This window comes from Amphritea sp. HPY (assembly GCF_050870985.1).
Taxonomy (GTDB): domain Bacteria; phylum Pseudomonadota; class Gammaproteobacteria; order Pseudomonadales; family Balneatricaceae; genus Amphritea.
In genome coordinates this window covers 3,412,471-3,424,685 of the sequence record NZ_CP194015.1, presented here as the reverse complement: position 1 = coordinate 3,424,685, position 12,215 = coordinate 3,412,471, and the positions used below count along the sequence as shown (strand labels likewise).

At 50.0% G+C, this 12,215-nt stretch carries 12 protein-coding genes; 4 read left to right on the top strand and 8 right to left on the bottom strand.

Annotated elements, in window-relative coordinates:
- Positions 1–32: 32 nt before the first annotated feature.
- From purH to aroQ, 8 genes are all read right to left on the bottom strand, one after another.
- Positions 33–1,616, bottom strand: a complete 1,584-nt coding sequence (gene purH / locus ACQUQM_RS15280; RefSeq protein WP_432470750.1) for a bifunctional phosphoribosylaminoimidazolecarboxamide formyltransferase/IMP cyclohydrolase — start codon at positions 1,614–1,616, stop codon at positions 33–35.
- Positions 1,617–1,655: 39 nt separating this feature from the next.
- Positions 1,656–1,925 (bottom strand): DNA-binding transcriptional regulator Fis, encoded by a 270-nt coding sequence (gene fis, locus ACQUQM_RS15275; RefSeq protein ID WP_432470749.1) that lies wholly within the window; start codon positions 1,923–1,925, stop codon positions 1,656–1,658.
- Between the two features lie 42 nt (positions 1,926–1,967).
- Positions 1,968–2,954 (bottom strand): tRNA dihydrouridine synthase DusB, encoded by a 987-nt coding sequence (gene dusB / locus ACQUQM_RS15270; RefSeq protein ID WP_432470748.1) that lies wholly within the window; start codon positions 2,952–2,954, stop codon positions 1,968–1,970.
- A gap of 198 nt (positions 2,955–3,152) precedes the next feature.
- The gene (locus tag ACQUQM_RS15265) at positions 3,153–4,379 is read right to left on the bottom strand and encodes a DUF3426 domain-containing protein (protein ID WP_432474833.1); all 1,227 of its coding nucleotides are present in this window, start codon (positions 4,377–4,379) and stop codon (positions 3,153–3,155) included.
- A 12-nt stretch (positions 4,380–4,391) separates the two neighbouring features.
- Positions 4,392–5,285, bottom strand: coding sequence for a 50S ribosomal protein L11 methyltransferase (gene prmA, locus ACQUQM_RS15260; protein WP_432470747.1), 894 nt, complete (start codon positions 5,283–5,285; stop codon positions 4,392–4,394).
- Positions 5,286–5,442: 157 nt separating this feature from the next.
- On the bottom strand, positions 5,443–6,786 hold the full coding sequence (gene accC / locus ACQUQM_RS15255) for an acetyl-CoA carboxylase biotin carboxylase subunit (RefSeq protein WP_432470746.1): 1,344 nt from the start codon (positions 6,784–6,786) through the stop codon (positions 5,443–5,445).
- 25 nt (positions 6,787–6,811) lie between these two features.
- A complete protein-coding gene (gene accB, locus ACQUQM_RS15250; RefSeq protein ID WP_432470745.1) occupies positions 6,812–7,264 on the bottom strand; it encodes an acetyl-CoA carboxylase biotin carboxyl carrier protein in 453 nt (150 codons plus the stop codon).
- A gap of 20 nt (positions 7,265–7,284) precedes the next feature.
- Complete coding sequence (gene aroQ / locus ACQUQM_RS15245) at positions 7,285–7,734, bottom strand: type II 3-dehydroquinate dehydratase (RefSeq protein ID WP_432470744.1); 450 nt, start codon at positions 7,732–7,734, stop codon at positions 7,285–7,287.
- Between the two features lie 325 nt (positions 7,735–8,059).
- Between aroQ and ACQUQM_RS15240 the strand changes: the two genes are divergently transcribed.
- The 4 genes from ACQUQM_RS15240 (at position 8,060) to ACQUQM_RS15225 (ending at position 12,193) form a co-directional block, all read left to right on the top strand.
- Entirely contained in the window at positions 8,060–9,103 is a 1,044-nt protein-coding gene (locus ACQUQM_RS15240) for a DUF2333 family protein (RefSeq protein ID WP_432470743.1), read from the top strand.
- A gap of 94 nt (positions 9,104–9,197) precedes the next feature.
- Complete coding sequence (locus ACQUQM_RS15235; RefSeq protein WP_432470742.1) at positions 9,198–9,962, top strand: ParA family protein; 765 nt, start codon at positions 9,198–9,200, stop codon at positions 9,960–9,962.
- 267 nt (positions 9,963–10,229) lie between these two features.
- Positions 10,230–10,856: a uracil phosphoribosyltransferase gene (gene upp, locus ACQUQM_RS15230; RefSeq protein ID WP_432470741.1), complete on the top strand. Its 627-nt coding sequence runs from the start codon at positions 10,230–10,232 to the stop codon at positions 10,854–10,856.
- Between the two features lie 17 nt (positions 10,857–10,873).
- A complete protein-coding gene (locus ACQUQM_RS15225) occupies positions 10,874–12,193 on the top strand; it encodes a uracil-xanthine permease family protein (RefSeq protein ID WP_432470740.1) in 1,320 nt (439 codons plus the stop codon).
- The last annotated feature ends 22 nt before the right edge of the window (positions 12,194–12,215 follow it).

Genomic DNA, 12,215 nt, shown 5'->3' with positions numbered 1-12,215 from the left:
AGATCAACTGGCTCTTTTAGTTATAACAGTGTTTAGTGGCGGAAGTGGCGCATGCCGGTAAAGACCATCGTCATGCCATGCTCGTTAGCGGCATCAATTACTTCCTGGTCGCGCATTGAACCACCCGGCTGGATTACCGCTTTAATACCTGCGGCAGCTGCTGAGTCGATACCGTCGCGGAACGGGAAGAATGCGTCAGACGCCATAACCGAACCTTTAACTTCCAGGCCTTCGTCAGCCGCCTTGATACCTGCGATCTTCGCGCTGTATACACGGCTCATCTGGCCAGCACCTATACCAATAGTCTGTCCATCCTTAGCGTATACGATAGCATTGGACTTAACGAATTTAGCAACTTCCCAGCAGAACAGCAGATCGCGGATCTCTTGTTCGGTTGGCTGTAGCTCAGTCACTACTTTCAGTTCGCTGGCATCAACCATGCCCAGATCCTGATCCTGCACCAGCAGGCCGCCGTTAACGCGCTTATAGTCGAAACGGCTGGCACGATCGGTTGATAATTCACCGCAGGAAAGCAAACGTACATTTGGCTTGCCGGCAACGATATCCGAGGCTTCCTGAGTAACGCTTGGTGCGATGATTACTTCAACAAACTGACGCTCGACAATTGCCTGAGCCGTTGCTGCATCCAGCTCTCGGTTAAAGGCGATGATGCCGCCGAAAGCAGAGGTTGGATCGGTCTGGAACGCTTTGTTGTACGCTTCCAGAATGTCAGAGCCAATGGCTACGCCACACGGGTTAGCGTGTTTAACGATGACACAGGCTGGCTCATTAAATGGTTTAACGCATTCAAGGGCGGCATCGGTGTCTGCCACGTTATTGAAGGATAGCGCTTTACCTTGCAGCTGACGGGCCGTAGCGACGCTTGCTTCTGCCGGGTTAGCTTCAACGTAGAAGGCAGCCTTCTGATGTGGGTTCTCGCCGTAACGCATCTCCTGAGCCTTAACAAACTGAGTGTTAAAGGTACGTGGAAAATCTGCTGGCTCATCTTCGCTGCCATCGGTGATAGCACCCAGGTAGTTAGCGATCATACCGTCGTAGGCTGCGGTATGTTCGAATGCCTGAACAGCCAGATCAAAACGGGTCGGGTGACTCAGCCCCTTGTTTTCATCCAGCTCTTTGATAATTCGGTCGTAGTTGGCAGCATTAACAACGATGGCAACATCTTTATGGTTCTTCGCAGCAGAGCGAACCATAGTCGGACCGCCGATATCGATGTTCTCGATAGCCATAGGCAGATCACAGTCAGGACGGGCTATCGCCTGTTCAAACGGATACAGGTTAACGACAACCATGTCGATCGGCGTAATGCCGTGTTCGTTCATGATCGCGTCGTCGGTACCACGACGGCCCAGAATACCGCCATGTACTTTCGGGTGCAGGGTCTTAACCCGACCATCCATCATTTCCGGGAAACCGGTGTAATCGGAAACTTCGATCGCCGCAACATCGCTGTCTTTCAGTAGCTTGTACGTGCCGCCGGTCGAAAGGATCTCAACGCCGCGCTGGCTCAATGCCTGGGCGAATTCAACGATACCGGTCTTGTCGGAAACACTGATCAGTGCGCGACGAACGGAAGTGATTTTCTGCTCTGCCATGGTTTAATCTTCTGAAGTAAGTTAAAGAAATTTAGTTGATTACAGCAAGCCGTATTGCTTCAGCTTTTTGCGCAAGGTACCGCGATTCAGGCCCAATACTTCTGAAGCTTTTGTTTGATTGTCCTTGGTATAGGTCATCACAGCTTCAAACAACGGGGCTTCAATTTCAGTGAGTACCATCTGGTATACGTCTGTGACCGGCTGGCCATCCAGCTGATGGAAGTAGTTATTCATAGATACTTCAACGCTATCGCGCAAAGTACGCTCCTGGACTTCTACGTATTCGCCGGTTTTAAATTGTGTATTCAATGTTTTGTTATCCACTTGCAAAAATCCAAATTGAACCTTAACTCAGGCTGCAGCTACGGTCCGGGGCAGGGTCGAAAAATAGCTCCGGATGCTGTCCAGCTGATGTTGGGTTTCTTCTAATCGGTTAAATTCCTTTCTGAACTCCGATGCCCCTTGTTTATCCTTCAGGTACCAACCCACATGTTTGCGGGCGATGCGGATACCCAGGTAGTCACCATAGAAGTTATACAATGCCTGCAGGTGGCCTAGCAGGGTGTCGCGTATTTCTTCAGTGGTGGGGCAGGGGAGTTCGGTACCTTGCGTCAGGTAATGGTTGATCTGGCGAAAAATCCAGGGGTTTCCCTGGGCCGCACGACCAAGCATTACTGCATTGGCACCGGTATGGTCGAGTACCTGACGGGCTTTTTGTGGTGTATTGATATCGCCATTGGCGAATAGCGGAATAGATATCGCCTGACGGATATCGGCGATAGTGTCGTATTCCGCTTCCCCTTTATAACCACATGCCCGGGTCCTGCCATGTACTGCCAGAGCCTTAATGCCCGCATCTTCTGCAATACGGGCGATGCTGACGCCATTTCGATTGTTTGTATCCCAACCGGTACGGATCTTCAGCGTTACAGGTATATCTACAGCAGCGACTGCTGCCTGGAGAATGTCTGCAACCAGTTGTTCATCTTTAAGCAATGCCGAACCAGCAGCTTTATTACACACTTTCTTCGCCGGGCAACCCATATTTATATCGATAATATGCGCACCGTTAGCAGCATTAATTCGCGCTGCTTCAGCCATCATGTGTGGATCGCCGCCAGCAATCTGTACTACGCAGAGAGCATCATCCTGATCTTTCTGTAAGCGGTAGCTGGATTTACGGGTATTCCAGAGTCGTGTGTCAGAGGTCACCATCTCAGATACAACCATACCGGCGCCTAACTGTTTGCACAGTTGTCGGAACGGTAAGTCGGTTACGCCTGCCATTGGTGCCAGAATGACCTGGCTAGCAATGGTATGGGGGCCGATCTGAAACATGCGCCAACCCTGAAAATTAAAGAAATAACAACCGTCGGGAGTGAAACATAACCCGTACTGTTGTGCCGTTTGGAAGGCGGACAATAATACCCTTTCAGGGGGGAAGGGCCAAGCAGTTTTTGATGGTTTTTTGATCATTATTAGTGTTGCAAAAAACCAGAAAAATGCTAGGTAGGGGGGTTCTGTATGCGCTTTCTGCTAGGGTGTCAGGCTATTTGATGGTAGTAGCTCTGCCTGATAACTTACTGCTCTGCGACCGGGATCGAGAATTTCCAGGCGAACCTGAACGGACTGATTAACCGGCATCTTCAGAGGATCTATTACGCTGCTACTCAGGTAGTCGTCTGGCTGGAATTTGCGTTGGCTGATCAGCTCGCCTTTACGATCGGAAAATGACAATTTAATTGCCGGGTAGGGTTGCTCGAAGCCAGCAGCGTTTTCCAGTAAAACGCTGATATTGAGCGCGCCCTGATATTCAGGGTGTTGCTGCACTATCAGTTGTTGTGTGCTAATGCTGGAGATTTCACGCTGCAGTGGCATATTGCAGGGGGCTCTCTGACATAGCTGACTATAGAAGGGGGTCAGCATCGGTTGCTGCCGCAAGCTGATTCTTTCAAACCAGAGAAACTGTGCCATTAAGGCTAATAATGTCAGTAGTGATAACAGACTCCAGCCAATTGACGCCGCGGGTTTACGCCGGGTGCTGTTGATCATAACCGGTTCACTGAGGATGCTATTGACAGGCGAACGCTGCTGGAGTCGTTGTTCCGGGTTGTTTAGCTCATTCTGGGTTTGCATTAACGTCGGTTCTGATGGTGAGGCATGCTCTGTAGCAGAGCTGTCCCGAGCGTTGATTGTCACTTCGGGGTTTTCTGTAAGTGATGGGGAAGAGAGGGCAGGGTCCGCTGACACGTCAGCTTGTCCGGTTGTTGCCTGGCCGGTCAGGGTTTCAAGAAACAGTTCCTGAACAGGTTTGTTCAGGTCAATTGCTGTTGCAGGCTCTGTGTCATAGTCAGCCTTTACCTGTTCGGTCAGGGACTCATCGCGAAACAGGCTCGCTGAATGTTCAGTTTTTTCTGTCTCGTCCGGATTTGTTGCAACGGCCTGATGTTCCGGATTGATCTGCTTTTCGCTATAGTCCCCGGCCTCATTATGCTTCTGTTCCGGGCTACTGCTGGAGCGACGTCGGGGCGGGATGAATTCAGCTACTTCAAACTGCTCGAACGGTTGTTCCGGTGTTGCATCTGCCGATATTGAAACCGATGTTACCGGATCACTAATATCGTCGCAGCGGTAGAGTTGTGCGTTGAAGACTTCAAGGCATGAACCGCATCGAACCTTACCGCTGGCAATCTTTAACTGGCCGTCGGTTACCTGAAAGCGGGTAGTGCAGGCAGGGCACTCGGTTACAATGCGGTGAATCATAGTCAAAGGGTGTTACTTCTTAATGCCGTTGATTCTGATCCAGCCTTCTGACTCGGCTACCTGATCCAGTTCGAAGGCGTCGCCATAAGCCGCTCTGATCTCTTCTTCCTGGCGGCTGAGCAATCCGGACAGTACTATCTTTCCTCCGGTTTTGGTCAGCTTGGTCAAGGTTGGAGCAAGGCCGACTAACGGTCCTGCCAGAATGTTAGCGATTACAAGGTCTGCTTCGATCTCTGGAGTGTTTTCCGGGAAGCAGACAGTCATTGTTTCTGGTGCCTGTTTGTTCCTGGCCAGGTTGTCGACACTGGCCTCAAGTGCCTGTGGATCAATATCGACGGCAGTCACATGGTCTGCGCCGAGCAATAAAGCGGCAATGCCAAGAATGCCTGAACCACAGCCGTAATCGACGACTTGTTTGCCGTCCAGCTCGAGGCTATCGAGAAACTTAAGGCACAAGGCTGTAGTCGGATGAGTACCAGTGCCAAATGCCAGGCCCGGGTCAAGCATCAGGTTAACCGCATTAGGGTTAGGTGCTTCTTTCCAGCTTGGGCATACCCAAAGTCGCTCGCCGAACTGCATCGGATGATAATTATCCATCCATTCGCGTTCCCAGTCCTTATCTTCCAGGATCTCGGTTTTCATGGTCGGAAATGGTTTGTTGGGGAATAGCTGGCGATGGGACTTATGCAGGAAGTGGGTAGTTGCTTCCAGATCGTGATCGGCAGAAAACAGCCCGCTTAGTTCGGTGTTGCTCCACAGTGGGGTGGTGCCCAGTGGCGGCTCAAAGATTGGCTGGTCTGACAAGTCTTGCAATGTTACAGCGGCACAGCCAGCAGCGAGTAGCAGGTCTTCGTATTGTTCAGCGTTGTCCGGTAAAACGTCCAGTTTGATCTGTAACCAGGGCATCAGTATTCCCAATATTTAAAAACAATATGTATGCAGTGATAGCAGGTATACGCTTGTTATAGCAAGCGTTTAAAGCAAAAAAAAACCTGTCAGAAACAGGCTTTTTAAGATCAGCTAATTTTAACATCAATTAGCCTTTCAGATCAGATAGCCGGGATCAATCGAGCCCCAGCTTCTTTTCCAGATAGTGGATGTTGACACCGCCTTCTGCAAAATTCGCATCGCGAATGATATCCTGATGCAATGGGATGTTACAGCGGATACCCTCGATAAACATCTCGTCCAGAGCGATCTCCATTCGGCGCAGAGCGACTTCACGAGTCTCGCCGTAAGTGATCAGCTTGGCGATCAGTGAATCATAGTGTGGCGGTACGCTGTAGCCACTGTACAGGTGAGAATCGACCCGCACGCCAATACCACCTGGTGGGTGGAAATGGGTGATTTTACCTGGGCAAGGCATGAAGGTTTTCGGATCTTCGGCGTTGATACGGCACTCGATAGAATGACCGTTCAGTTTGATATCTTCCTGCTTCAGTGACAATGGCTGACCGGATGCGATCAGTAACTGTTCGCGGACGATATCGACACCGGTAACCATCTCGGATACAGGATGCTCCACCTGAACACGGGTGTTCATCTCGATGAAGTAGAAACCACCATCTTCATACAGGAACTCGAAAGTACCAGCGCCACGGTAATTGATAGCAATACAGGCATCGACGCAGCTCTGCAGCACTTTGGCGCGAGCTTCTTCGTCGATCATCGGTGCAGGTGCTTCTTCCACTACCTTCTGGTGGCGACGCTGCATTGAGCAGTCACGATCATACAGGTGAATAGCATTACCCTGACCGTCGGACAGTACCTGGACTTCCACGTGACGTGGGTTTTCCAGGAACTTCTCCATGTATACCGTATCGTCGCCGAAAGCACCTTTAGCTTCTGCTTTGGTTACGTATATAGCATTCAGCAGGTGAGCTTCATTGTGAACGACTCGCATACCACGACCACCACCACCGGCAGCCGCCTTGATGATTACCGGGTAACCGATGCGCTTGGCAATCGCTTTAACCTTGTCGCCATCTTCCGGCAGTTCGCCGTCGGAGCCGGGGACCGTTGGCACGCCGGCCTTTTTCATCGCTTCGATTGCGGCAACCTTATCACCCATGACGCGGATTGTTTCCGCTTTAGGGCCGATAAAAGCAAAACCGCTTTGCTCAACGCGTTCAGCAAAATCTGCATTTTCCGCGAGGAAACCGTAACCCGGGTGGATACCCATCGAGTCGGTAACTTCTGCCGCAGCAATAATTGCAGGGATGTTCAGATAGCTTTGCGTTGAGGACGCAGGACCGATACATACCGCTTCATCTGCAAGTCGAACGTGCATCAGGTCGCGATCCGCTGTGGAGTGGATCGCAACTGTTTTGATGCCCAGTTCCTTACAGGCCCGGAGGATGCGAAGCGCGATCTCACCCCGGTTGGCAATAACAACTTTTTCTAGCATGTTGTAAACCCGTCAGGTGAATTGCTTAAACGATAGTAACCAGCGGCTGATCGAATTCGACCGGCTGACCATCTTCAGCCAGAATCGCTTCGATAACGCCCGATTTGTCGGCTTCGATCTGGTTCATCATCTTCATCGCTTCAATGATGCAGATAGTGTCGCCAGCTGTAACCGTCTGACCGACTTCAATAAAAGAAGGGGAGCTAGGTGATGGCGAACGGTAGAAGGTGCCAACCATCGGCGACAGTACCTGATGACCGGTGGTTGCTGGCGCTACTGGTGCTGCGGCAGCAGGCGCCGCCGCAACAGGTGCTGCTACGGCCGCAGGTGCTGCTGCAACAGGCGCAGCAGCCGGTGCTGCAACAACAGTAGCGCCACGGCTGATGCGAACAGACTCTTCGCCTTCTTTGATTTCGATTTCGTTGATGTTGGATTCTTCCAACAGTTCAATCAGTTTTTTTACTTTGCGAATATCCATGCTAATGAAATTCTCTAAATTCAGATGTTAATGTTTTCAATCCGGCTAATAGCGGACTGTAATGCGAATTCGTAACCCTGTACCCCGAGGCCGCAGATAACACCCACTGCCACATCGGACAGGTAGGAGTGATGACGGAAGCTTTCCCGGGCATGAACGTTCGAGATATGAATCTCAATGAACGGAATAGCAACACCCAGTAATGCATCGCGCAGGGCAACGCTGGTATGGGTAAAAGCAGCTGGATTTATAAGGATAAAATCGATCTGTTCGTCACGGGCCTGATGGATTCTGTCGATCAGCTGATGCTCTGCATTGGATTGCAGGGTATCCAGCTGATGACCAGCCTGTAATGCGATGGTCGTCAGGCGCAGGTTAATATCCTGTAATGTATCGGCACCATAAACTTCGGGCTCGCGGGTACCGAGCAAATTCAGGTTAGGACCGTTAAGAACAAGTATTTTTGCCATCAGATGTGCCTCAAACCACGCATGATCGCGACCAAATGGGTATAAAAGACTCGCTAGTTTGCCGCAAAAGCGAAGGGGTGTAAACAGATTTGCTACTTATTGTGTTTTAACATCAATATAGGCGACGTTCTGTATGCTTTCTGACCAACTTGGTACTAAAGTTGGCTTTAATATAACCTTAGCTTCTAACGCTGTTTGTGGATGCGTTTTTGCTTATATATGTGTTGCAGTCGGGGTTTATTGGGGGAGTCATTGACCCTATTACTAAAATCGGACATATTGCAGTGCAATATATGTATTTAAATGACGGGATAAAGGTGTCTTTATGGATTGGCTGCAGCGTGTGTGGTTTACCTTCTGGGATAAGCTGGTAGCTGTTACAGGGAGTGTAAAAGGTATTGGTTCGGTGGCCGGGGCTATCATGTTGTACCTGATAGTTACTGTCGGGTTGGGGATCTACTGGAGCTCTGAGCAAGAACCATTTGAGGTAACTAGCGTTGCGGTTCAGAAAGCGGATGGTTCTGAACAGCCGGTGATCGGCTCCGCGACGGTATCAAGCCTGATCAGAATTACTGAAACGATGCTGGATAAGCCGGGTGGCTACCTGTCTAATGATCGTCTGCCGCCAGGTCTGTGGCTGGATAATATCCCTAACTGGGAGTTCGGTGTATTGGTACAGGCCCGGGATATGTCGCGGGCAATGCGTAAAGATTTCAGTCGTTCACAATCTCAGTCTACTGAAGATGTTGATCTTAAAGGGGCAGAGCCGCTGCTGCACTTTGATAATAACAGTTGGTTATTGCCCTCCAGTGAGGGGGAGTACCGTAAGGCTGTTAAGTATTTACGTGCCTATGAAACTCGCCTGACCGACCCGCAGCAACAAGATGCTCAGTTTTACGCCCGGGCTGATAATCTGCGTGGTTGGTTGGCGGATGTTTCTACCCGTCTCGGCAGTTTGTCTCAGCGCCTGAGTGCCAGCGTCGGACAGAAGCGGGTTAATACCGATCTGGCCGGTGAAGCTGATGCGCGACAATCGACATCGGTTTCCTCTGAGCTGGAAGTTAAAACCAGCTGGACGGAAATTGACGACGTGTTCTATGAAGCGCGAGGTACTGCCTGGGCGCTGATTCATCTACTGAAGGCCGTAGAGGTCGATTTCGCGACTGCACTAGAGAAGAAAAATGCCCTGATCAGCCTGCGTCAAATTGTTCGTGAGCTTGAGGCGACCCAGTCGACTATCTGGAGTCCGATGATTCTTAATGGTACCGAGTTTGGTTTACTGTCTAACCACTCGCTGGTGATGGCATCCTATATATCCCGTGCAAATGCGGCCATTATCGATCTGCGTAGTTTGTTAGAGCAGGGCTGATTTGTATCTGGCAGCAACAGAATGAGGAGTCGGGCAGGATGCCTGTAATCGAAAAGCAGGGAGTGGCTGAATTAAAGATTAAAAGGAATGCCAGATGATCCGTGTAGTGTTTAATCAGAAAGGTGGTGTGGGAAAATCAAGTATCAGCACAAACCTTGCTGCTATCAGTGCCAGTAAGGGGGTTAAAACCCTGGTCGTGGATCTCGATCCTCAGTGTAATACCAGTCATTATCTGCTGGGTGAGCGGGTTAATGATACCGTCGGTGATATTAAAGATTTCTACGAACAGACGCTGAGCTTTCAGATGAGTCCTAAGCCGGTCACGGAGTTTATCCACAGCACTGACTATGACAATCTGGATCTGTTGCCATCTCACCCTGAGCTGGGTGACCTGCATGCCAAGCTGGAAGCTAAACATAAGATATATAAGCTGCGTGATGCCTTGTCTAAGCTTGATCAATATCAGTCGATCTTTATCGACACCCCGCCGGCTTTCAACTTCTATACATTATCAGCACTTTGTACTGCCGATAGCTGCCTGATCCCGTTCGACTGCGATGAGTTTTCCCGACAGGCTTTGTATAGCCTGATGTATAACATTCAGGAAACCCAGCAGGACCACAATGAGGCTTTGCAAGTAGAAGGTATCGTGGTGAATCAGTATCAGCCCCGTGCAAATGCGGCCAAATCGATTGTTGAAGCCCTGCTGGCGGATGACATGCCGGTGCTTGAGAATAAAATATCCTCATCGGTGAAGATGAAAGAATCCCATAACGAATGTAAGCCGTTAATCTATTTTGCACCTAAGCATAAGCTCACCAATGAGTTTACTGCGTTGTTTGAAGAGATTACTGGCTAAAAAGTTGTGTAGAGACTTGCTATTGGCTAGGAAAAACGCGCTTGGGCGCGTTTTTGTTTATCTGGTTCAAGTGTACCGTCTGTATAGGTGTTTTTGTATACATGGCATCTCTTTTGTTCGACCTTTCGGTGTGTTTTTTCTGACACTATCTTAAGACTTTCTGCTTACAAGCGAGTATCATACCGGGAATTTTGTGGCAAATTAGACGGAGATCCCGGCTGGTTTGCTGAATACTGTTTCCTGACGCCTTGAAGTGAGAACCATACGATGCGTATTAACGAGATCAATCATCCACTGGTAAAACATAAAATCGGCCTGATGCGGGCGGCTGATATCAGTACCCGTAGTTTCCGGCAGTTGGCGGCTGAAGTCGGTTGTTTGCTGACTTATGAGGCGACCAAGGATCTGGAAACTGAAGAGTATCAGTTTGAAGGCTGGTGCGGTGAGATGACTGCAGAGCGAATCAAGGGAAAGAAAATTACTGTAGTACCTATCCTGCGGGCGGGTATTGGTATGCTGGATGGCGTACTCGAGCTGGTGCCAAGTGCAAAAATCAGTGTCGTGGGTCTGTACCGGGATGAAGAAACCCTGGAGCCTGTTGCATATTTTGAAAAGCTGGCGGGAGAGATTGATGAGCGGATGGCGCTGATCATTGATCCAATGCTGGCGACTGGTGGTTCTATGAACGCCACCATCGATATGTTGAAAAAAGCTGGCTGTAAAACGATTCGTGCATTGATTCTGGTTGCTGCACCGGAAGGTGTGAAGGCGGTTCAGGAAGCGCATCCCGATGTGGAAATGTATACAGCGGCGGTCGACAGCCACCTGAACGAAAAGGGTTATATTATCCCGGGCCTGGGCGATGCCGGCGATAAAATCTTTGGAACGAAGTAAGGTCGGAGATACTGAGAATGAATCATTCAACAAATTCACAGCCGGCTGATCTGACTGGCAACGAGCCTATGTGGCGTACCGTGCTGGCGGGTTCTCAGATGCTGTTTGTAGCATTTGGTGCGCTGGTTCTGATGCCGCTGCTGACTGGAATGGATCCAAGTGTTGCGCTATTTACTGCGGGCCTGGGTACTTTGATATTCCAGTTTATTACCAAACGACAGGTACCGGTATTTCTAGCGTCCTCCTTCGTGTTTATCGCACCGATTATCTATAGCACCCAGACCTGGGGCATGCCTGCCACTATGGGGGCGCTGTTCTGTGCCGGTCTGGTGTATATGTCTTTGGCAGTGATCGTTAAGTTCCGCGGTGCCGGATTTCTGCATCGTCTGTTGCCGCCGGTAGTTGTTGGTCCGGTGATTATGGTGATCGGTTTAGGATTAGCGCCAATCGCGGTGAATATGGCGATGGGTAAAGCGGGCGACGGCAGTATTGAACTGTTTCCCTATGTCGATGCGATGATTGTTTCCATGTCGGCATTGTTAACCACTTTGCTGGTGGCAACCCTGGGTCATGGTATCTTCCGTCTGTTGCCGATTATGGCGGGTGTGGTCGTGGGTTATATCATGGCTAACTTCTTCGGTATGGTGGATTATCAGGTCGTTAATGACGCTGCATTTATTGCCGTACCGGCGTTTACACTCCCTGAGTTTCACTGGCAGGCCATTCTGTTCATGATTCCGGTTGCTATTGCGCCGGCTATTGAACATGTTGGCGATGTGCTGGCGATCGGTAGTGTGACCGGTAAGGATTATATCAAGAAGCCAGGCCTGCACCGCACTTTGTTCGGCGATGGCGTTGCAACTTCGGCAGCAGCGTTGTTTGGTGGTCCGCCAAATACCACATACTCAGAAGTGACCGGTGCGGTAATGCTGACCCGTTCATTTAATCCAATGATCATGGTCTGGGCCGCAGTGTTTGCTATTCTGCTGGCGTTTGTGGCTAAGTTTGGTGTGCTGTTGCAGACTATACCGGCACCGGTTATGGGCGGTATCCTGATTCTGCTGTTTGGTTCTATTGCAGCGGTTGGTCTGAATACTCTGATCAAGGCTAAAGTGGATATGGCGCAGCAACGTAACCTTGTTATTGTCGCTACAACCCTGGTATTTGGTATCGGCGGTATGTCTGTAGGCAGTGGCGGCTTCAGTATGCAGGGTGTCAGCCTGTGCGGCATTGTGGCAATCGTTCTGAACCTGGTCTTGCCAATGCATAAAGCGTCTTCTGATGATCTGCATGAAGAGCAGAAAGTGGTTGATGATCTGATCGACCATGCGAAGTAAGCTTGCTTCCTATTTTAAAAAA

Bases quoted from the DNA above. Each gene is read 5' to 3' on its own strand.
- accC (WP_432470746.1), bottom strand. From the start codon at position 6,786: ATGCTAGAAAAAGTTGTTATTGCCAACCGGGGTGAGATCGCGCTTCGC.
- purH (WP_432470750.1), bottom strand. From the start codon at position 1,616: ATGGCAGAGCAGAAAATCACTTCCGTTCGTCGCGCACTGATCAGTGTT.
- ACQUQM_RS15265 (WP_432474833.1), bottom strand. From the start codon at position 4,379: ATGATTCACCGCATTGTAACCGAGTGCCCTGCCTGCACTACCCGCTTT.
- ACQUQM_RS15240 (WP_432470743.1), top strand. From the start codon at position 8,060: ATGGATTGGCTGCAGCGTGTGTGGTTTACCTTCTGGGATAAGCTGGTA.
- dusB (WP_432470748.1), bottom strand. From the start codon at position 2,954: ATGTTTCAGATCGGCCCCCATACCATTGCTAGCCAGGTCATTCTGGCA.
- upp (WP_432470741.1), top strand. From the start codon at position 10,230: ATGCGTATTAACGAGATCAATCATCCACTGGTAAAACATAAAATCGGC.
- aroQ (WP_432470744.1), bottom strand. From the start codon at position 7,734: ATGGCAAAAATACTTGTTCTTAACGGTCCTAACCTGAATTTGCTCGGT.
- ACQUQM_RS15225 (WP_432470740.1), top strand. From the start codon at position 10,874: ATGAATCATTCAACAAATTCACAGCCGGCTGATCTGACTGGCAACGAG.
- accB (WP_432470745.1), bottom strand. From the start codon at position 7,264: ATGGATATTCGCAAAGTAAAAAAACTGATTGAACTGTTGGAAGAATCC.
- ACQUQM_RS15235 (WP_432470742.1), top strand. From the start codon at position 9,198: ATGATCCGTGTAGTGTTTAATCAGAAAGGTGGTGTGGGAAAATCAAGT.
- prmA (WP_432470747.1), bottom strand. From the start codon at position 5,285: ATGCCCTGGTTACAGATCAAACTGGACGTTTTACCGGACAACGCTGAA.